The 18,686-nt window shown below is 74.1% G+C and carries 20 protein-coding genes; 10 read left to right on the forward strand and 10 right to left on the reverse strand.

What is annotated here, in order from left to right; all coding sequences use genetic code 11:
* Positions 1 to 128: 128 nt before the first annotated feature.
* On the forward strand, positions 129 to 320 hold the full coding sequence (locus ACPPVO_RS05060) for a hypothetical protein (protein ID WP_426514960.1): 192 nt from the start codon (positions 129 to 131) through the stop codon (positions 318 to 320).
* Complete coding sequence (locus ACPPVO_RS05065; protein ID WP_426510102.1) at positions 317 to 583, forward strand: ATP-binding protein; 267 nt, start codon at positions 317 to 319, stop codon at positions 581 to 583. Before ACPPVO_RS05060 ends, ACPPVO_RS05065 begins: the two co-directional genes overlap by 4 nt.
* On the opposite strand, the gene ACPPVO_RS05070 is transcribed toward ACPPVO_RS05065, so the two are convergent.
* Entirely contained in the window at positions 573 to 1,100 is a 528-nt protein-coding gene (locus ACPPVO_RS05070; RefSeq protein ID WP_426510103.1) for a DUF4245 domain-containing protein, read from the reverse strand. The two genes, ACPPVO_RS05065 and ACPPVO_RS05070, sit on opposite strands and share 11 nt — an antisense overlap.
* Positions 1,101 to 1,195: 95 nt before the next feature.
* Here ACPPVO_RS05070 and glpX point away from each other — a divergent pair, with 95 nt between their 5' ends.
* Positions 1,196 to 2,182: a class II fructose-bisphosphatase gene (gene glpX, locus ACPPVO_RS05075; protein WP_360379949.1), complete on the forward strand. Its 987-nt coding sequence runs from the start codon at positions 1,196 to 1,198 to the stop codon at positions 2,180 to 2,182.
* Positions 2,183 to 2,233: 51 nt separating this feature from the next.
* Here the strand turns inward: glpX and ACPPVO_RS05080 are convergent, their stop codons facing one another.
* Positions 2,234 to 3,124, reverse strand: a complete 891-nt coding sequence (locus tag ACPPVO_RS05080; RefSeq protein ID WP_426510104.1) for an NAD-dependent epimerase — start codon at positions 3,122 to 3,124, stop codon at positions 2,234 to 2,236.
* A gap of 116 nt (positions 3,125 to 3,240) precedes the next feature.
* Here ACPPVO_RS05080 and ACPPVO_RS05085 point away from each other — a divergent pair, with 116 nt between their 5' ends.
* A complete protein-coding gene (locus ACPPVO_RS05085) occupies positions 3,241 to 3,939 on the forward strand; it encodes a TetR/AcrR family transcriptional regulator (RefSeq protein WP_426510105.1) in 699 nt (232 codons plus the stop codon).
* On the opposite strand, the gene ACPPVO_RS05090 is transcribed toward ACPPVO_RS05085, so the two are convergent.
* Positions 3,936 to 4,130, reverse strand: a complete 195-nt coding sequence (locus tag ACPPVO_RS05090; RefSeq protein ID WP_360380124.1) for an exodeoxyribonuclease VII small subunit — start codon at positions 4,128 to 4,130, stop codon at positions 3,936 to 3,938. The two genes, ACPPVO_RS05085 and ACPPVO_RS05090, sit on opposite strands and share 4 nt — an antisense overlap.
* 59 nt (positions 4,131 to 4,189) lie before the next feature.
* Positions 4,190 to 4,798, reverse strand: a complete 609-nt coding sequence (locus ACPPVO_RS05095; protein ID WP_360379940.1) for a TetR/AcrR family transcriptional regulator — start codon at positions 4,796 to 4,798, stop codon at positions 4,190 to 4,192.
* Between the two features lie 109 nt (positions 4,799 to 4,907).
* Between ACPPVO_RS05095 and ACPPVO_RS05100 the strand changes: the two genes are divergently transcribed.
* Entirely contained in the window at positions 4,908 to 5,594 is a 687-nt protein-coding gene (locus ACPPVO_RS05100) for an SDR family NAD(P)-dependent oxidoreductase (RefSeq protein WP_360379938.1), read from the forward strand.
* Positions 5,595 to 5,690: 96 nt separating this feature from the next.
* On the opposite strand, the gene ACPPVO_RS05105 is transcribed toward ACPPVO_RS05100, so the two are convergent.
* The 4 genes from ACPPVO_RS05105 to ACPPVO_RS05120 all read right to left on the reverse strand — a co-directional run bounded on the left by ACPPVO_RS05105 (position 5,691) and on the right by ACPPVO_RS05120 (position 9,704).
* Positions 5,691 to 6,515, reverse strand: coding sequence for a GNAT family N-acetyltransferase (locus ACPPVO_RS05105; RefSeq protein WP_426510106.1), 825 nt, complete (start codon positions 6,513 to 6,515; stop codon positions 5,691 to 5,693).
* A 68-nt stretch (positions 6,516 to 6,583) separates the two neighbouring features.
* A complete protein-coding gene (xseA, locus tag ACPPVO_RS05110) occupies positions 6,584 to 7,795 on the reverse strand; it encodes an exodeoxyribonuclease VII large subunit (RefSeq protein WP_426510107.1) in 1,212 nt (403 codons plus the stop codon).
* Between the two features lie 9 nt (positions 7,796 to 7,804).
* Positions 7,805 to 8,446 carry a response regulator gene (locus ACPPVO_RS05115; protein WP_426510108.1) on the reverse strand — a complete coding sequence of 214 codons (642 nt, stop codon included), beginning with the start codon at positions 8,444 to 8,446 and terminating at the stop codon, positions 7,805 to 7,807.
* A 19-nt stretch (positions 8,447 to 8,465) separates the two neighbouring features.
* On the reverse strand, positions 8,466 to 9,704 hold the full coding sequence (locus ACPPVO_RS05120; RefSeq protein ID WP_426510109.1) for a sensor histidine kinase: 1,239 nt from the start codon (positions 9,702 to 9,704) through the stop codon (positions 8,466 to 8,468).
* 110 nt (positions 9,705 to 9,814) lie between these two features.
* Here ACPPVO_RS05120 and ACPPVO_RS05125 point away from each other — a divergent pair, with 110 nt between their 5' ends.
* Genes ACPPVO_RS05125 through ACPPVO_RS05135 form a run of 3 tightly spaced genes read left to right on the forward strand, consistent with a single transcriptional unit; the run spans position 9,815 to position 13,883 of the window.
* Positions 9,815 to 10,573, forward strand: a complete 759-nt coding sequence (locus tag ACPPVO_RS05125) for an ABC transporter ATP-binding protein (protein WP_426510110.1) — start codon at positions 9,815 to 9,817, stop codon at positions 10,571 to 10,573.
* Positions 10,570 to 12,894 (forward strand): FtsX-like permease family protein, encoded by a 2,325-nt coding sequence (locus ACPPVO_RS05130; RefSeq protein ID WP_426510111.1) that lies wholly within the window; start codon positions 10,570 to 10,572, stop codon positions 12,892 to 12,894. Before ACPPVO_RS05125 ends, ACPPVO_RS05130 begins: the two co-directional genes overlap by 4 nt.
* Complete coding sequence (locus ACPPVO_RS05135; RefSeq protein ID WP_360379918.1) at positions 12,891 to 13,883, forward strand: 4-hydroxy-3-methylbut-2-enyl diphosphate reductase; 993 nt, start codon at positions 12,891 to 12,893, stop codon at positions 13,881 to 13,883. Before ACPPVO_RS05130 ends, ACPPVO_RS05135 begins: the two co-directional genes overlap by 4 nt.
* A 79-nt stretch (positions 13,884 to 13,962) precedes the next feature.
* Here the strand turns inward: ACPPVO_RS05135 and ACPPVO_RS05140 are convergent, their stop codons facing one another.
* Positions 13,963 to 15,138, reverse strand: a complete 1,176-nt coding sequence (locus tag ACPPVO_RS05140; protein ID WP_426510112.1) for a DNA recombination protein RmuC — start codon at positions 15,136 to 15,138, stop codon at positions 13,963 to 13,965.
* A 76-nt stretch (positions 15,139 to 15,214) separates the two neighbouring features.
* On the opposite strand from ACPPVO_RS05140, the gene ACPPVO_RS05145 reads away from it, so the two are divergent.
* Both ACPPVO_RS05145 and ACPPVO_RS05150 read left to right on the forward strand, forming a co-directional pair.
* Complete coding sequence (locus ACPPVO_RS05145; protein WP_426510113.1) at positions 15,215 to 15,958, forward strand: hypothetical protein; 744 nt, start codon at positions 15,215 to 15,217, stop codon at positions 15,956 to 15,958.
* A gap of 119 nt (positions 15,959 to 16,077) precedes the next feature.
* Positions 16,078 to 16,467, forward strand: coding sequence for a hypothetical protein (locus ACPPVO_RS05150; RefSeq protein ID WP_426510114.1), 390 nt, complete (start codon positions 16,078 to 16,080; stop codon positions 16,465 to 16,467).
* Between the two features lie 315 nt (positions 16,468 to 16,782).
* On the opposite strand, the gene ACPPVO_RS05155 is transcribed toward ACPPVO_RS05150, so the two are convergent.
* Positions 16,783 to 18,603, reverse strand: coding sequence for a tetratricopeptide repeat protein (locus ACPPVO_RS05155; RefSeq protein WP_426510115.1), 1,821 nt, complete (start codon positions 18,601 to 18,603; stop codon positions 16,783 to 16,785).
* Positions 18,604 to 18,686 lie beyond the last annotated feature (83 nt).

Here is an 18,686-nt window from a genome sequence, read left to right on the forward strand (position 1 = left end):
GCCGACCGCCACCGCGCCGAGATCACCTTCCGCGCGGCGTTCGAGAACGCGCCGGTCGGCATGGCCGTCAGCGACCTCAGCGGCCGGGTGCTATCGAGTCGGGCACGCTCGCCCTCGACCTGGGGCCGGTGCGCGTGCGCGGGCTCGTCGAGGCGGCCGCCGAGGCGATCCGCCCGGCGATCGAGACCGCCGGGCTGCGGCTCACCCTGGACGTGGACGAGCACATCACGCTCGTGCAGGGCGACGGGGAGCAGCTGGAGCGGGTGGTACTCAACCTGCTCGGCAACGCCGTGAAGTTCTCCGACCCGGCCGCAGCGTGACGGTCACCGGCCGCGAGCGCGACGGCGAGGTCGTGCTCTGGGTGCGCGACACCGGGTGCGGCATCCCCGAGCACGAGCAGGGGATGACCTTCCAGCGCTGCTTCCGCACCGTCGACGCGCAGAAACGCGCGATCAAGGGCAGCGGGCTGGGGCTGGCCGTCGCGAAGGCGATCGTCGAGGCGCACGGCGGATGGATCGCCCTCGAGTCGATCGAGGGCGGCGGGACGACGGTCGGCTTCGGGCTGCCGCTGCCTACGCTCTGAGGCGGGTCGCCAGCTCGGCGAGCTGGCTCTCCTTGGCCTGGCCCACGATGATCACCGTCCGGCCGCCGCTCTCCTGCACGATCGCGCGCTCGCCCGGGCGACCCTCGGAGTAGCGGTGCCACTGCAGGCCGGCGATGGTCGTCTCCCCGTCGTCGTGGGGGTGGGCGCCGACGATGGCGGGGACGAGTACCGTTGCCGGATCGGCGCCCTCGACCACCTGCACGGCGCCGTTGTCGGGCGCGGTCACCCCGATGCGCAGCACGCCGCCGGTGAACGTGGCCGAGGCGATCCGCCACCCGTCGGGCAGGCCTTCGGGCCGCAGCGGCTGGAACTTCCCGGCCCGCTGCACCGAGGCGTAGACCTCGGTGGTGTCGACGGTGGGCGGGGTCTCGTGGCCCAGGTACCGGTAGAAGGCCACGATGAGGAACACCGGCACGATCAGGACCAGCATCGACAGCGCCATGTCGCGGGGCCGGCGGGCCTTGGGCGCCTTGGGCTGCTCGGTCGTACTTGCCACGTGACCATCTTGACAGGTCTTGCGGGCCGGATCGCTGCGAGGATGGTCAGTGGTGATGGACACACCCACGCAAAGAGGCGCGAGGAGTGCACGGTATGAGTCGTGAGATGGACCGGAACCTGGCCCTGGACCTCGTCCGGGTCACCGAGGCCGCGGCGATGGCCGCGGGCCGGTGGGTCGGCCGGGGCGACAAGAACGGCGGCGACGGCGCGGCCGTCGACGCGATGCGCCTGCTGATCAACTCGCTGCCCATGCGCGGCACGGTGGTGATCGGCGAGGGTGAGAAGGACAACGCGCCGATGCTCTACAACGGCGAGAGCGTGGGCGACGGCACCGGCCCGGAGGTCGACGTGGCGGTCGACCCCGTCGACGGCACGACGCTCATGAGCAAGGGCATGCCCAACGCCCTGGCCGTGCTGGCGGTGGCCGAGCGGGGCGCGATGTTCGACCCGTCCGCGGTGTTCTACATGGAGAAGCTGGCGGTGGGGCCCGACTGCGCGGACGTCGTGGACATCGACGCCGGGGTCGAGGAGAACCTGCGCCGGATCGCCCGGGTGAAGCGCTCCAGCGTCTCCGAGCTGACGGTCTGCATCCTGGACCGCCCGCGCCACCAGGAGCTGGTGCAGCAGGTGCGGCAGACCGGCGCCCGCATCAGCTTCATCTCCGACGGCGACATCGCGGGGGCGATCAGCGCGGCCCGCGAGAACTCGGAGACCGACGTGCTCATGGGCGTCGGGGGCACGCCGGAGGGGATCGTGGCGGCCGTCGCGCTCAAGTGCATGGGCGGGGCGATCCAGGCCAAGCTGTGGCCGCGCGACGACGCCGAGCGCGAGAAGGCCCTGGCCGCGGGCCACGACCTTTCGCGCGTGCTGCACACCGACGACCTCGTCAGCGGCGACAACATGTTCTTCTGCGCGACCGGGGTGACGAGCGGCGACCTGCTGAAGGGCGTGCGCTACCGCGCGGGCGGCGCGTACACCCAGTCGATCGTGATGCGCTCGCGCTCCGGCACCATCCGGTGGATCGACTCGTTCCACCGCCTGGAGAAGCTGCGGGCCTACTCGCTCGTCGACTTCTCCTGAGGGTTCCGGGGTTCCGCGCGGGGCGCCGGGTGGCGTCCCGCGCGGACGCGGCTAGACGTGCTTGAGGGTCTCGCGGATGGCCTCGTCCAGCGGGGTGGCGTGCAGGCCGAACTCGGCGGTCACGCGCGAGGAGTCCATGACGAACGGGCGGTCGTGCTGGTAGCGCACCTCCTCGAACTCCCGCGCGAACTTGTCCCACAGCCCGGCCGCGCGCACGACCGGCCGCGGGTACCGCCGCAGCTTCGGCGTTCCCAGCCCGTCCAGGGCCGCGACCCGGGTGAGCAGCTCCCGTGCGGTCATCGCCGGCACCGACGGGGTGTGCCAGGCCCGGCCCCAGGCGCGCGGGTCGCGGGCCAGGGTGACGAGCGTGTGGGCGGCGTCGCCGGTGTACGTGTACGTGTGCGGCGTGTCCACCGAGGCCGGCAGCCAGGCGGTCCTCCCGGCGCGCAGGGCGGGGAGGGCCTGGTCGATCAGGGAGTACTTCGGCCCGATCCAGTCCGACGAGCGCACCTCGACCGCGCGGACGCCCGAGGCGAGCGTGTCCAGCCACATCTTCGCGCGCACCCGGCCCTTGACGAACTGCGCGGCCAGCGGCAGGTCCTCGGTCATCGGGCGGTCCACGGGCCCGTACCCGTACAGCGGCGCCGTGATCGCCAGCACCGCCCCGTGCGCCCGGGCCGCCTCGAGCATCGCGTTGTGCATCGGCGGCCAGGCGGTCGGCCACTCGAAGTACTGCGGGTTCGCGCAGTTGTACACGACGCTCGCGCCCTCCGAGATCCGCACCAGCGTGCCGGCGTCGCTCGCGTTCGCCGCGACGCGCTCGATCAGCGGGTGCTCGGGCCCGCTGCCGCTGCGCGTGACGATCCGGACCCGCTCCCCGGCCCCGGCCAGCTCGAGCGCGACCGCGCCGCCGACCGAGCCCGACCCGACGATGACCTGCATGACAGCCTCCTAGTGCTCCGTTTGGAGAGCAGTGCTCTCGAAATGGAGCATAGGACGGGTACACCCAAAAAGCAAGAGCAGTGCTCTCGTTCCGGAGCGTGTGTCATGATGGGCGCATGAAGGCGAACTCGATCAGGGCCCGCGTCCGCGCCGAGATGACGGACGAGATCAAGGAGATCGCCCGCCGCCACCTCGCCACCGACGGCGCCAACCTGTCACTGCGCGCCGTCGCCCGCGACCTGGGCATGGTGAGCTCGGCGATCTACCGCTACTTCCCGAGCCGCGACGACCTGCTGACCGCCCTGATTCTGGACGCCTACAACGCGCTTGGCGGCAGCGCGGAGAAAGCGGTGGCGGCGGTACCGGCCGAAGCCCACGCCGCGCGCTGGCTCGCCCTGGCCCGGGCCGTACGCGACTGGGCACTCGAGCACCCGCACGAGTACGCGCTCATCTACGGCAGCCCGGTCCCCGGCTACCGCGCCCCGGCGGACACCGTGGCCGCGGCGACCCGGGCGGTGACAGTGCTCGGCGGCATCCTGCAGGCGGCGAGCGCGGCCGGCGCCCTGCGGCCGAACGAGGACGGGCTCCCGCCGGCCGGCTCGGTCGCCGACCTGGACCGCATCCGCGCGGCGATCGCGCCCGACGTGCCGGCGGCGACCCTGGCGCGGGCGCTCTCGGCGTGGGTCGCGCTCTTCGGGCAGGTGAGCTTCGAGATCTTCGGGCAGCTGAGCAACACGATCAACCACCCGGCCGAGTTCTTCGAGCACCAGATGCGCGCCCACGCGCGGTACATCGGGCTGGAGGCTCCGGCCTAGGACTCGGTGGGGGTCAGGCGCGCGCGGGCGGTGTCCAGCCAGCCCTGGCAGATCGTCGCCAGCTCCTCGCCGCGCTCCCACAGCGCCAGGGACTCCTCCAGCGTCGAGCCCCCCGACTCCAGTCGCTCGACGACGGTCGCCAGCTCGGCGCGCGCCTGCTCGTAGGTCAGCGTCGAGCCCGGCTCGGCCATCTTCCGCTCGCTCACGCGGTCGATCCTTGCACACGCTCCGCGACGGAGCGCGACGGCACTCAGGGGCGGAGCGCGACGGCGCGCAGGGCGACGTCGACGGAGGCCTGGAGATCCTCGCGGCTCGCGCCGGCCGCGGCGTGGACCGCGTGGCCCTCGCTGAGCGCCATCACGAACCGGGCCAGCGCCCGGGGGTCGACGCCGTCCGGGAGGTCGCCCTCCCGCGCCGCGCGGGACAGCCGTTCCTCGAGGGCGGACTCGGTGGCGGCCCGGCCGGCGGCCAGGATCTCGGAGACGCGGGTGTTCTCCGGCGAGCAGGCGAGGCCGCCCTGGATGGACAGGCAGCCCGCGGGGTGGTCGGCGGCGGTGAGGCCGTCGGCGCTGGAGCGCAGGAAGGCCTCGACGGCGGCGTAGGCGGTGGGCCGGTCGAGGGCGGCGCGGGCGGTCGCCACCTGGGCCTCGTGGTAGCGGGCGAAGGCGCGCTGGAACAGCTGCTCCTTGCTGCCGAACGCGGCGTACAGGCTCGGCCGGTTGATGCCCATCGCGCCGGTGAGGGCGCTCAGCGACGCGCCCTCGTAGCCGTGGCGCCAGAAGACCTCGGCGGCCCGGCCGAGGACGGTCTCCTCGTCGAAGGCCCGCGGTCGTCCGACGGTGGGCGTCTCGGTGCTCATGTAGTCCAGCCTACCGCTCGGTACAGATCGTGACCCGGCTCACCAACCGTTCGGTACAAAAATTGCTACGGTGAGTTTCTAACCGATCGGTACAAAATGGAGGCGACGCATGACCGTCACACTGATCACCGGCGCGAACAAGGGCATCGGCTTCGAGACCGCCCGGCAGCTGCTCGAGCTGGGCCACGACGTGTACATCGGCGCCCGCGACGCCGAGCGGGGCGAGAAGGCCGCCGCGGAGCTCGGGGCGCGCTTCGTGCCGCTCGACGTGACCGACGACGACTCGGTGCGCGCCGCGCTGGCGGTCGTCGACGCGGCCGAGGGCCGGCTCGACGTCCTGGTGAACAACGCGGGCATCCTCGGGGCCGGGGTCATCGACGGGCCGACGGCGCTGCGCGTGTTCGACACCAACGCGGTGGGGATCGTGCGCGTCACCGAGGCGGCGCTGCCCCTGCTGCGGCGGTCGGCGAACCCGACGGTGGTCACGCTCTCGAGCAGCCTCGGCTCGTTCTGGGCGGTGAACAACCCCGACCGGCCGGAGTTCGGCATGCCGCTGGCGCTCTACTCGGCGTCCAAGGCGGCGGCCACGATGCTCACCGTCCAGTACGCCAAGGCCCACCCGGGCATCAAGTTCAACGCCCTCGAACCCGGCACCACCGCCACCGACATGACGGCCGCCTTCGGGGTCGGGCGGCCGGTGGCGGAGAGCGCCCGGACCGTCGTGCGCCTGGCCACCCTCGGCGCGGACGGTCCGACCGGCACCCTTACCGACGAGTCAGGAGCGCTGAGCTGGTAGCGCGCGCCTCACGCGGCGGAGTACGACGCCTCACGTGACAGAGCACGACGCCTCACGCGGCGGAGTACGACGCCTCACGTGACAGAGCACGACGCCTCACGCGGCGGAGTGCGACGCCTCTCGCGGCGGAGTACGACGCCTCTCGCGGCGGAGTGCGACGCCTCTCGCGGCGGAGTACGACAGGAACAGCACCTCGCCCGCGCGCCGGTAGCCGACGCGCCCGTACACGCGCTCCTGGGGCTCGCCGGCCGGCGTGAGGAAGGCCAGGGTCGCGCCCGCGGCGAAGGCGGCGCCGGTCAGGTGCGAGGTGAGCGTGGCGCCGAGGCCCCGGCGCTCGTACCGCGGCCGCACCGCGATCCCGGCGACCTCGCTGATCCCGTCGCGCACGGCCACCGCGATCCCGCCGCCCGCCGTCTCGCCCGTCGCGGTCTCGCGGGCCAGGAGCTGGATCTGGCCCGACGCGGCCTTGGCGCGCGTGGCGGTGACGTGGGCCGCGGTCGGGGGCGCCTCGCCGAAGGCCTCGTGCTGGGCCGCGAGCATCGCCTCGATCTCCTCGTCGGTGGTCGGGGTCACCAGCTCGAAGCCGGCCGGTACGGGCTGCTCGGTGGCGGTGTCCGGCCCGCACTCCATGAGCGGCAGGCGGTCGGCGACCGTGAAGCCCGCGGCGAGCAGGACCGGCTCGACCGCCGGGGCCAGGCCGGGCAGGTACTCCAGGCGGGGCGTGCGGCCGCGGCTCGTGAACGCGGAGATCAGCGCCTCCACGTCGGCCGGGGCCGGGTCGGCGCCGGGGGCCGGGACGGCGTAGTTGAGGTACACGTTCGGGTCGTGCTCGGTGATCGTCACCGTGAACGGGCCGGCCTGCACCACCTCGCGGCCGCTCTTGGCGCTGGCCAGCATGTAGTCCTGGAGTCGTCGGGACACAGCGATCCTTCCGGAGAAATCGGTCCTAAACTGGCCGGAACGACATCATCCCGCATAAATGACAAACGTCAAGAGGCGGCGTTCGCGCCCAGTTCGCCCTCGGCCAGCCGGATGCGCAGCCGCTCACCCTCGGCCACGTCGGCCGGGGCGCGCACGACGGCGCCGTCGGCGCGCTGGACGATCGCGTACCCGCGCTGGAGCGTCGCCGACGGGGACAGCGTCCGCAGCCGGGCCAGGGTGTGCTCGAGCTCGCTGCCGGCCCGGTCGAGGCGGTGCACGAGGTTGCGGGTCGCGCGGGCCCGCAGGGCGGACACGTCGGCGGCGCGGGTCTCGACGATGGTCAGCGGGCGCGCGACCGACGGCCGCGAGCGCAGCGCGTCGAGGCGGTGCTGCTCACGGTCCAGCCGGCCCCGCAGGGCGCGGTCGAGGCGCTGCTTGGCCTGGCCGATGAGGCGTACCTCGTCGGCGAGGTCGGGCACGATGCGCTTGGCCGCGTCGGTCGGGGTCGAGGCGCGCAGGTCGGCGACGAAGTCCACCAGCGGCACGTCGGTCTCGTGGCCGATCGCCGAGACGACCGGCGTGCGGCAGGCGAACACCGCGCGGCACAGGGCCTCGTCGGAGAAGGGCAGCAGGTCCTCGATCGAGCCGCCGCCGCGGGCCAGCACGATCACGTCGATCGTCTCGTCGCGGTCCAGCACGGCGAGGGCGTCGAGGATCTGCGGTACCGCCGACGGCCCCTGCACCGCGACGTTTATCACCCGGAAGTCCACGGTCGGCCAGCGGCGCCGTGCGTTGGTGAGCACGTCGCGCTCGGCCGCGCCGGCCCGGCCGGTGATCAGGCCGACGCGGTGGGGCAGGAACGGCAGCCGGCGCTTGCGCTCGCGGGCGAAGAGCCCCTCGGCGGCGAGCAGCTTCTTGAGCTGCTCCAGGCGGGCCAGCAGCTCACCGACGCCGACCTGGCGGATCTCGTCGGCGCGCAGGCTCAGCGAGCCGCGCGCGGCGTAGAACTCGGGCTTCGCGTGGACCACGATCCGGGCGCCGTCGGTCAGGTTGGGCGCGCCGAGGTCGACGACGTCGCGGTTGGTGGTGACGGTCAGGCTGAGGTCGGCCGACGGGTCGCGCAGCGTGAGGAAGACCGTGTTGGTCCCGGGCCGCCGAGTGACCTGCGCGACCTGCCCGTCGACCCAGATCCAGCCGAGCCGGCCGATCCACTGCGCGATCTTGTTGCTGACGACCCGGACCGGCCAGGGCTTCTCACTGCTCGACGCCTCATCGGTCACCGCAACACCCTAACCACGCAGGTACGCCAGCACCGCGCGGACGCGGCGGTGCACGTCGTCGTCGGGCGGCAGGTCCAGCTTGGCGAGCAGGCCGTTGATGTGCTTGGCGACGGCCGCCTCCGACACGACCAGGGCCCGGGCGATCGCCGCGTTCGAGCGGCCCTCGGCCATGAGCGCCAGCACCTCGCGCTCGCGGGGGGTGAGCCGGGCGAGCGGGTCGCGGCGGCGGCCGAGCAGCTGCCCGACCACCTCCGGGTCGACGACGGTGTGGCCGGCGGCGACGCGGGCGACGGCGTCGGCGAACTCGGCCACGTCACCGATGCGGTCCTTGAGCAGGTAGCCGACGCCCGCCCGGCGGCCCGACTCGAGCAGCTCGGCGGCGTAGGTCTGCTCGATGTACTGGCTGAGGACCAGCACCGGCAGCCCGGGGTCCTCGGCGCGCAGCCGGATCGCGGCCTGCAGGCCCTCGTCGCCGAACCCGGGCGGCATTCGCACGTCGGTGACGACGAGGCCGGGCTTGTGCTCGCGCACGGCCTCGACCAGCGCGTCCGCGTCACCGACGGCGGCGACGACCTCGTGGCCGAAGCGGCGCAGCAGGCCGGCGATGCCCTCGCGGATGAGCACGCCGTCCTCGGCGATCACGACCCGCAAGACGGTCCTCCGGAGGCGGTCACGAACCGCAAGGAAGCTCCACGTGTACCACCGTAGGCCCACCCACCGGACTCGCCAGCGCCACGGTGCCCTCCCCGGCCGCGACCCGGTCGGCGAGCCCCGACAGGCCGCTCCCGCGCGCCGGGTCGGCCCCGCCCCGCCCGTCGTCGCGCACCTGCACCGTGAGGCGGCCGCCGGAGACCGAGGCGACCACCCGCGCCCGCGTCGCCGCGCTGTGCTTGGCCACGTTGGCGAGGGCCTCGACGACGACGAAGTACGCGCACGCCTCCACCGCCCCCGGCAGCCGCTCCGGCAGCGCGACCTCGACGTCGACCGGCAGCGGCGCGCGGTCGGCCACCTCCAGCAGGGCCGCGTGCAGTCCCCGGTCGGAAAGGATCTTCGGGTGTACCCCGCGAATGAGCTCGCGCAGCTCGGTCAGCGCCTCCTTGGCGAGCTCGTGCGCGCGGGCCACCGGCTCCGCGCCCGGCGCGCCCGGCGGCAGCTCGAGCCGGGCCAGGCCGAGCTGCATGCTCAGCGCGAGGAGCCGCTGCTGCGCCCCGTCGTGCAGGTCGCGCTCGATGCGCCGGCGCTCGACCTCGAAGGCGTCGACGAGCCGGGCCCGGGAGCGGGCCACCTCGGTGAGCTCGGCGCTGGTCTCCATCCGGGGGCCGAGCACGGCCTGCGTGATCGCGGCGCGGGCGGCGGCCCAGGCGCTCAGCGGGTACAGCAGGACGATCCCGAGAATGACGCCGAAGACGGCGCCGGCGAGGGTCAGCGACAGCGGGGTCTCGTCGTGGATGTAGAGCGGGCCGCCCACGAGCGCGGTCACGATCCAGAACCACAGCGCCACGACCATCCCGTCGAGCCAGCACAGTGCCGTGACCATGAGCATCGTGTAGCCGAGCTCCCGCCACGTCGCCGGCTCGGCGAGCCGCGTCGCGACCCAGCGGCGCAGGCCGGGCCGGTCGGGGCGGCGGTGCGGGTCGGTCAGGCGGATGTCGTCGACCATGCGCAGGCGCCGGCGCTCGACGCGGGCGACCACGATGCCGGACAGGGCCGCGGCCAGGAAGCCGGCCAGCCCGATGACCAGCAGGCTCAGCGCCGCGCCGGCCAGCAGCAGCCCGAGCAGCACCGCGCCCGCGGCCAGGCCGACGGCGCCGCCGGTGGTGAGGTACAGCAGCGACCGCCACGGCCACCAGGACGTGATGAACCGCATCGGGGGCAGCCGCAGCGCATCCATGACCGATCGGGGCTGCATGCTGCCGACCGTACCGGCGGCGCGCCCCCGTCGCGGTAGTGCTGGCGTTACCGGGAGATCTCACCGCCGCGCGACTGTGCCGGCGGCCTCGAACGGCTTCGATCAATGGCGTGACGACGACACTGCAGACCCATCAGGCGGTCGAGCTGTGGTCCGTGACCCGGCGCTACGGCGCGGGGGAGCACGCGGTGACCGCCCTCGACGACGTGTCCGCCGGGTTCGCCCCGGCCAGCTTCACCGCGGTCATGGGCCCGTCCGGCTCCGGCAAGTCGACGCTGCTGCACTGCGCGGCCGGGCTCGACCGGGCCACCGCGGGCCGGGTGCTCATCGACGGCGTGGACCTCGGCCCGCTGTCGGAGAAGGCGCTCACCCGGCTCCGGCGCGACCGGGTCGGCTTCGTGTTCCAGGCGTTCAACCTCGTCGCCGCGCTCAGCGCCGAGCAGAACGTGGAGCTCCCGCTGCGCCTGGCCGGCCGCCGGGCCGCCGCCGGACAGGTCGCCGCGGTGCTCGCCGAGGTCGGCCTGGCCGATCGGGCCCGGCACCGCCCGGGCGAGCTCTCCGGCGGCCAGCAGCAGCGGGTGGCGATCGCCCGCGCGCTGGTCACCGCGCCCGCCGTGCTCTTCGCCGACGAGCCGACCGGCGCGCTGGACAACACGTCGTCGCGCGAGGTGCTGCGGCTGCTGCGCACCGCCGTCGACCGGCACGCGCAGACCGTCGTGATGGTCACCCACGACCCGCTCGCGGCCGCGCACGCCGACCGGGTGCTCTTCCTCGCCGACGGGCGCATCGTCGACGAGCTGCGCGAGCCCCGCGGGGCGGAGCAGATCGCCGCCCGCATGGCCCACCTGGAGACCGGAGCCCCGCGATGAGTCTGGCCATGATTCGGTACCGCTGGAGCTCTTTCCTCGGCACTTTCGCCGCGCTGCTGCTCGGGGTCGCGGTGCTCGCGGGCAGCCTGTCGCTCTGGGCCGCGGCGCGCCCCCGCGTGCCCGACGAGCTGGCCGGGGCGGCCGTGATCGTCGCGGCGCCGCGGTACGACCCGCCCGACGGGGGCTTCCCGACCTTCCGCCCGTGGTCGGCCGGCGAGCTGGACCGGCTCACCACCGACCTGGCCGCGGTGCCGGGGGTCGCCGCGGCCGTGCCCGACCGGCCCTTCTACGTGCAGCGGATCGTCGACGGCCGGCCGGTGGGGGACCGGCGCGAGGCGCTGCACAGCGGCCGGCCGTGGGCCGGGACCGTGGCCCTGACCGCGGGCGCCGCGCCGTCCCGCCCCGGCGAGGTCGTGGTGGACGCGGCGCTCGGGGTGCCGGTGGGCGCGGCGCTGCCGGTGCTCACCGCGGCCGGCCCGGCGACCTGGACCGTGAGCGGCACCAGCGACCGGCCCGGCTTCTACGTCGCGCCGGCCACCGCCGACGGGCTCGCGGCCGGCCCGCGGTTCATCGCGCTGTGGCTGGCCCCGGGCGCGAGGGCGGCCGAGGTCGCGGGCCGGCTCCCCGCGGTGCTCGGCGGCCTCGGCACGGCGCTGACCGGCGACGCCCGCGGCGCGGCCGAGCCCGAGAGCGACCAGCGCACCCGCTGGATCGGCGCGCAGCTGATCATCGCCGTGGTCTTCGTCGCTACCTTCGTCGCGATCTTCGTGGTCGCCTCGACGTGCGCCTTCTCGGCGGCCCAGCGCCGTCGCGAGCTCGGCCTGCTCCGGGCCGTCGGGGCCACGCCCGGCCAGGTGCGCCGGATGCTGCTCGGCGAGGCCCTGCTGGTCGCGCTCGTCGCCGGCGTGCCGGGCGCGCTGCTCGGCGTCGCGCTGGCCCCGCCGGCGGCCGGCCCGTTCGTGGCGACCGGGCTGGAGCCGGCCGGGTTCCGGGTCGGGTTCACCTGGTGGGCGCCCGTCGCCGCGATCGCGGTGGGGCTCGTCGTCGCCGGGCTCGGGGTGTGGCTGTCGGCCCGCCGGGCCTCGCGGGTGCCGGCGCTGGAGGCGCTGCGGGTGGCCGCGGCCGAGCCGCGCCCGATGACGCTCGCGCGGTGGATCACCGGCCTCGCGCTGCTCGCCCTCGGCGGCGGCCTGGCCCTGCTCCTGCCCGGTTCCTCGGCCGAGCAGAAGCCCACGATCGTGCTGAGCTCGGCGATGGTCCTGCTGGTGGCGGCCGCCCTCCTCGCGCCGGTCTTCGTGGTGCCGATCGTGCGCCTGGTCACCTGGCCGGCCCGCCGCGGCCCGACCGGCCTGCTGGTGCGCGAGGGCGCGCGGGTGTCGGCCCGCCGGGTGGCCTCGACGGCGGCGCCCGTGCTCGCCGCGGTCGGCTTCGCGGTGCTGCTCGTCGGCACGTTCCAGACGGCGGACGCGGCGGTCGGGATCGAGGACACCGCGAAGATCCCGGAGTCGGCGGTGGCCGCGCGCTCCGACGACAGTCCCGGGCTGTCGGAGGCCGCGGTGCGGGCCCAGCCGGGCCGGTCCGCGCTGACCAGCATCGTCTACCTGGAATCGGGCCGGCCCCTGGTCGCGAGTGGTGTGCCGGGGTCCGCCGGTCTCGTGGCCTCGCCCGAGCTCGGCTGGGCCGCGGGGCAGACCGTCCCCCTGCGCTTCGCCGACGGGGCGGTGGTGGCGGTGCCGGTCGCCGCCGTGTCGGACCGGGTCGGGTCCGTCGAGCTTCCCCGGGACCTGGTCCGCGCGCACGACCCGGCGGCCCTCACCGATGTGGTGTATCTCGCGGGTGACTTCGCCCCCGCGCCGGGCGCCGTGCGGATGACGGCGCGGCAGTTCGTGGAGCGGGAGGCGGCCGAGGAGGGTGACCTCATCGACCTGTTCCTGGGGGTGCTGCTGGCGATCTCGGTCGGGTACACCGGGCTCGCCGTGGCCAACACGCTGCTCATGGCCACGAACGCGCGGCGCCCCGAGTTCGACACCCTGCACCGCACGGGGGCGACCACCGGGCAGATCGTGCGCGTGGTGGTGAGTGAGGCGTTGCTCTCCGTGCTCGTCGGGTCGCTGCTCGGGCTGGCGGTCGCCGTGCCGGCGCTGTTCGAGAGCCGGGCCGGGCTGCAGGACGAGATCGGGGCCCCTGTGACGCTGGTCATGCCGTGGGGGACGCTCGCGGCGGTGGTGAGCGTGTGCGGCGTTCTGGCGGTGCTGGCGGCCGCGCTGCCGACTTTGCGGGCCCGGGGCGGCGGGGCGGTGGCACGTACCATGGCGGGGTGACTGCTTCGAAGCGTGTCCTGCTCGCCAAGCCCCGCGGCTACTGCGCCGGTGTGGACCGTGCGGTCCAGACGGTGGAGGAGGCGCTGAAGCTGTACGGCGCTCCGATCTACGTGCGCAAGGAGATCGTGCACAACAAGCACGTGGTCAGCACGCTGCAGGGCAAGGGCGCGATCTTCGTCGACGAGAACGACGAGGTGCCCGAGGGCGCGATCGTGGTCTTCTCCGCGCACGGGGTCGCCCCCGAGGTGCACGACCAGGCCAAGGCCCGCTCCCTGCGCGCGATCGACGCGACCTGCCCGCTGGTCACGAAGGTCCACCAGGAGGCCCGCCGCTTCGCCGCGGACGACTACGACATCCTGCTCATCGGGCACGAGGGGCACGAAGAGGTCGTCGGCACCACCGGCGAGGCCCCGGCCCACATCCAGCTGGTCGACGGACCGGACGGCGCCGACAAGGTGACCGTCCGGGACCCGGCGAAGGTGGTCTGGCTGTCGCAGACCACGCTGTCGGTGGACGAGACCCTGGAGACGGTGGCGCGGCTCAAGCAGCGGCTGCCCCTGCTCATGTCGCCGCCGAGCGACGACATCTGCTACGCCACGTCCAACCGCCAGGACGCCGTGAAGGCGATGGCCCCGAACTGCGACATCGTCCTGGTCGTGGGCTCGCAGAACTCCTCGAACTCCCAGCGCCTGCGCGAGGTCGCCGTGGACGCGGGGGCCAAGGCCGGCTACCTGATCGACTACGCGTCGGAGATCCAGGACGAGTGGCTCACCGACGCGACCACGGTCGGCGTGACGTCGGGGGCCTCGGTCCCCGAGGAGCTGGTGATGGACGTGCTCGACTTCCTGGCCCAGCGCGGCTTCGCCGACGTGGCCGAGATCACCACGGCCCAGGAGAAGCTGGTCTTCTCGCTGCCCCAGGAGCTCAAGCGCGACATGAAGGCCCAGGCCGCGGCCCGCTCGGCCGAGGTGGCCAAGACCCTCTCCTGACTTTCCTTCGGCTACTTCTTACTTCGGCGGCTGGCTCCTCGCGGTCTTCTTTTCTTCCGCGGCTCCTCTCGCACTTTTCTTACTTCGGCGGCTCCTCTCGCAGTGCCGCCAGCAGTGCCTCGTACTCGTCGTCGACCAGCTCCGGGGCCTGCAGCTGGCGCGGGGTGGCCTCGACCTGGGGCGGTGCCGGCAGGTCGTCGCCGCTCACGCCCAGCTCGGCGAGCCGGCGCGCGCTGACCAGGACGCGGCCCTCCAGGGAGCCGACCGCCCGGTTGTACGACGTCACGGCCGTCGCCAGCGACGTGCCGACCTTCGCCAGGTGCTCGCCCATGGTGCTCAGCCGCGCGTACAGCTCGCGGCCCGTCTGGTGGACCGCGAGCGCGTTGGTCGTCAGGGAGTCCTGGCGCCACGCGTAGGCGACGGTGCGCAGCAGGGCGACGAGCGTGGCCGGGGTGGCGAGGATCACGTTCCGCGCGAAGGCGTGGTCGAGCAGGCCCGGGTCGTGCTGGAGCGCCGCGTCGAGGAACGTGTCGGCCGGCACGAACAGGACCACGAACTCGGGGGCGGGCTCGAAGGCGGTCCAGTAGGACTTGGCCGAGAGGGCCTCGACGTGGGCGCGCACGTGCTTGGCGTGCTGGGTGAGCCGGGCCGTGCGGCTCTGCTCGTCGGGGGACTCCAGCGCCGACAGGTACGCCTCCAGGGGTGCCTTCGCGTCCACGACCACCTGGCGCCCGCCGTGCAGGCGCACGACCAGGTCGGGGCGCACGACGCCGTCCTCGGTCGCGGCGCTGACCTGCTCGTCGAAGTCGCAGTGCTCGAGCATGCCCGCGGCCTCGACGATCCGCCGTAGCTGCTGCTCGCCCCAGCGGCCGCGGACCGTGGGCGCGCGCAGGGCCGAGACCAGGCGATGCGTCTCGGTGCGCAGCTCGCCGGAGACCTCGTGCATGGCGCGCACCTGCTCGCGCAGGGCCTCGTAGGCCCCCACGCGGTCGCGCTCCAGCTCCGCCACCCGGCGCTCGTAGCGCAGCAGCGCCTCGTTGAGCGGCGCCACCGCGTCGGCCACGGCGTCCTGGGTCTGCCCGCGGGCCTCGAGCGTCAGCGCGCGCAGCGAGGACTCCAGCCGCGCCTCCCCGTCGCGGGTGGCCTGCAGCGTCGCCTCGAGCTTGGCCAGGTCGACGGCCGAGCGCGACCGGGCGACGTACCAGCCGAGCGCGGCACCGAGCAGGAGACCGATGATCAAGAGGACGAGATCCACGGTATTCAGCATGCCGTAGGGGTATGACAGAAACCGGTACCGTCGGAGGCATGGGTTACTCGTCCTGGTTGGAGTGGTGACGGTGTTCGGCTTCGGGCGCAGGAAGCGTGAGGCGCAGCAGCTGGCCGATGCGCGGGAGGAGGCCCTGCGCTGGTACGAGCGGCTCGGTGGGCAGCTCATGAACCTCTCCGGCGACCAGCCGGCGGTCAAGCAGGCGCTGGTGGACGCGAGCGAGCGGTACAACGCCTCAGGCGGGCAGCTCGAGCGCGCGACAAGCCTCAAGCAGTTCGACCTCGCGCGCGAGACCGCGCTCGAGGGCCTGGCCTACATCCGCGCGGCCCGCACGGCGATGGGCCTCGACCCCGGCCCCGACCTGCCCCCGCTCGCGGGCGCCCGGGCCGGTCAGATCACGAAGGAGCGCGAGGTCAACGTCCAGGGCCACTCGTACCGTGCCAGCCCCCAGCCGGCGAACGGCACGCCGTACTACTACCCCGGCGGCGCCGTGGCCGGCCGCGGCGTGCCCGCGGGCTGGTACTCCGAGCCCTGGTGGAAGACGGCCCTCGTGGCCGGCGCGTGGGGCATCGGCTCGGTCCTGGTCTTCGACGCCCTCTTCGACAACTCCTTCGGCGACCACGGCTACGACGCGGCGTACAACGCCGGCTTCGACCAGGGCGTGGACCAGGGGTACGACCAGGGATTCGACCAGGCCATGGACGACGGCGGCGGTGACGGCGACGGCGGCGACTGGGACGGCGGCGACGGCGGCGGCTGGGACGACGGCGGCGGCTTCGACGGCGGCGACTTCGGCGGCGACTTCTGACCTTGCCGGCGGCCCCGGGTCTCGCGCCCGGGGCCGCCGCGCCCGCTCGGAAGATGTCTGACTCACGTCTGTCGCGGACATGATCGAGCCGCGGCCCGCGGGGTTCTAGCGTCGCGCCCATGTTCGGACTCGGCCGGAAGCCCGGCGCCCAGGCGATCACCGCGCGCGGCGAGATCGTGCACGTCGACCTCGGCCTGCAGAACGTCGACGGGCACGGCCATGCCCGGTCGGCGCGGTACACGGTGCGCGTCCGCGTGTACCCCGACGACGCCGCCTCGTTCGAGGCCGCGATCAAGGTCAAGCTCCGCGGGACGGCCGGGCCCATGATCGGGGAGGAGACCTGGGTGCGGTACGAGCCGGGCGCTGCCGGCCGCATCGAGTTCGACCGCGATCGCATCAAGGACCGCAGCTACGACCGCGTGCTGGCGAACCCGGGCCTGCGGGTGGTCGTCGACACCCTGTACCGCCACGGCGACCCGCCGGTGAGCGTCATCGCCACCGCCCGCTGAGGTCCGCGCGCCGCCTCGGCCGCATCGGGCGCGTTCCGCGCATAACCGAAATATCCGATAAGTCGCGGCGCGGAGCGCCCGACTTATCGGTTCGCGGCGCGGAGCGCCCGACTTATCGGTTCGCGGCGCGGAGCGCCCGACTTATCGGTTCGCGGCGCGGAGCGCCCGACTTATCGGTTCGCGGCGCGGAGCGCCCGACTTATCGGTTCGCGGCGCGGAGCGCCCGACTTATCGCTGCGCGGCGCGGAGCGCCCGACTTATCGGCGTGCCCAACTCTTCGGCGTGCCCGACTGATCGGCGCCCTGCCGTACGGGATCAGTAGCGGTGGCTGCCCTGCGCGCCCCGCAGGGCTCGCTCGGCCAGGGCCAGGTCCGACGCCGCCGCGCGTGCGAAGGGGCTCGACGCCCCCAGGAGCTCGGCGTAGACGGCCTGGGCCGCGCGGTACTCCGTGATGGCCTCGTCCAGCCGCCCGAGGTCGTGGAGCACGCTCGCGAGGCGGTGGCGGGAGACGGCGGTGTCCAGGTGCACCGGGCCCAGGAGCCGCAGCCGGCTGCCCAGGACCGCGCGGTGCTCGGACTCCGCGTCGCCCAGGCGGCCCGCGTGGTGCAGGGCCGAGGCCAGCAGGCTGCGGCTCATGAGGGTGTCGCGGTGCTCCGGGCCGAGCAGGCGCGCCCGGGCGCGCATCACGGTGCCGTGCTCGTCGATCGCTCGGTCGAGCTCGCCCATGTCCTGGTAGACCTTGGCGAGGTTGCTGCGGCTGATCAGCGTCTCCTGGTGGTTGGCGCCCAGGACGCGGGTGCGGGACTCCAGCACCCGCTGGTGCTCGCCCTCGGCGCGGGTCAGGTCGCCGAGCTGGTGGTAGATCGTGGCCAGGTGGCTGCGGCTGGTCAGCGTGTCGGGGTGGTCCTCGCCCAGGATGCGCACGCGGGCGGTCAGGGCCTCGTCGCACTCCACCAGGGCCTCGGCGAGGCGGTCCAGGTCGCGCAGGACCGTCGCGTGCTGGTCGCGCGCGGTCAGGGTGTCCGGGTGGTCCCAGCCGAGGGCGTGGGCGCGGGCGTCGACGATCTCGCGGTACGCCTCCTCGGCCTCCTGCAGCTGGCCCCGCCAGTGCAGGTCGGTCGCGCGCTGCCAGGTCGCCGAGTCGTCGTAGACGCGCGGGGCCGGGGACGGGCGGCGGCGGGGCTCGGGGGCGGGCCACTCGACCGGGTCCGGGTCGTCGTCGTGGTGCTCGGCGGCGCTGCCGTACACGGTCGAGGACGTGACGTGCGGGTACACGTCGTCATCGTCCATGCGCTGCGGCTGCTGGTGCGGGATCGCCGGGGGCGGCGGCGGAGGCGACGGGGCGACGACCGGGCGGCTCGGGATTCGTACGGGTTCGAACGGTTCCGGCTGGTCGTAGGCCGGCTCGTACTCGTCGAGGATCTCCGACGGCACGTCGATCGGGGACTCGCGCTCGCGGCGGCGCAGCTCTCGGCGCAGGGAGACGATCGCGTCGGAGATGGCGTCGGAGTGGTCGCCGAGGCGCCAGGCGACGGCCGCGACCGGGCGGTCGAGCGCGGTGCTGAGCTGGCGCACGGAGCCGAGGAGCGAGTCGTCCGGGGCGGCGTTGATGATGACCAGGGCGGCCTGGAACGAGGCCGTCGGGCCGACCAGCAGGGCCTGCAGGGTCGCCTGCATCCGCGCGATCGAGAAGCCGGTGCCGGCCCGGATGTCGACGATGATGTGGGCCTCGGACATGGCGATCGGGCCCAGGAAGTACCCGAAGACGGGCTGCAGCTTCTGTCCCTCGCGCCCGGCGGCCTCGTAGAGCGCGGCGTTGGCGCCCTCGTGGTAGGCGATCGCCTGCGGGGCGTGGCCGCGGATGAGCTGGACGAAGCGGTCGTAGGCGCCCTCGGCGTCACCGTCCTGCTGGGCCCGGCCCGCCGAGGCGAGCCGCTCCTCGCGGTCGGTGGAGCGGACGTTGATGATGCCGCCGGACAGGCCCGCGAGGCCGACCAGGACGCCGGCGCCGACCAGGGCGGCGGCCCCGGCGGTGCTGCGGAACTGCACCGTCGTCAGCACACCCAGGGCGACAAGCGCCAGCCCGACGAACACGACGAGAAATCGGGTCTGGCCACTCCAGCGTCCGCCAGTCATCGGTCCTCTTCATCCGCGCCGTACCAAAGCGAGTGCAACAAACGCCCCACGAACCGAGGAGACCCTCCGAAGATCACTACGGG

Origin of the sequence: Dactylosporangium sp. McL0621 (assembly GCF_049995355.1) — a bacterium.
Taxonomy (GTDB): Bacteria; Actinomycetota; Actinomycetes; order Mycobacteriales; family Micromonosporaceae; genus Dactylosporangium.

Excerpts from the sequence above, each read along its gene's own strand:
- glpX (WP_360379949.1), top strand. The coding sequence starts at position 1,196 with ATGAGTCGTGAGATGGACCGGAACCTGGCCCTGGACCTCGTCCGGGTC.
- ACPPVO_RS05080 (WP_426510104.1), bottom strand. The coding sequence starts at position 3,124 with ATGCAGGTCATCGTCGGGTCGGGCTCGGTCGGCGGCGCGGTCGCGCTC.
- ACPPVO_RS05085 (WP_426510105.1), top strand. The coding sequence starts at position 3,241 with ATGAAGGCGAACTCGATCAGGGCCCGCGTCCGCGCCGAGATGACGGAC.
- ACPPVO_RS05090 (WP_360380124.1), bottom strand. The coding sequence starts at position 4,130 with ATGGCCGAGCCGGGCTCGACGCTGACCTACGAGCAGGCGCGCGCCGAG.
- ACPPVO_RS05095 (WP_360379940.1), bottom strand. The coding sequence starts at position 4,798 with ATGAGCACCGAGACGCCCACCGTCGGACGACCGCGGGCCTTCGACGAG.
- ACPPVO_RS05100 (WP_360379938.1), top strand. The coding sequence starts at position 4,908 with ATGACCGTCACACTGATCACCGGCGCGAACAAGGGCATCGGCTTCGAG.
- ACPPVO_RS05120 (WP_426510109.1), bottom strand. The coding sequence starts at position 9,704 with ATGCAGCCCCGATCGGTCATGGATGCGCTGCGGCTGCCCCCGATGCGG.
- ACPPVO_RS05130 (WP_426510111.1), top strand. The coding sequence starts at position 10,570 with ATGAGTCTGGCCATGATTCGGTACCGCTGGAGCTCTTTCCTCGGCACT.
- ACPPVO_RS05150 (WP_426510114.1), top strand. The coding sequence starts at position 16,078 with ATGTTCGGACTCGGCCGGAAGCCCGGCGCCCAGGCGATCACCGCGCGC.
- ACPPVO_RS05155 (WP_426510115.1), bottom strand. The coding sequence starts at position 18,603 with ATGACTGGCGGACGCTGGAGTGGCCAGACCCGATTTCTCGTCGTGTTC.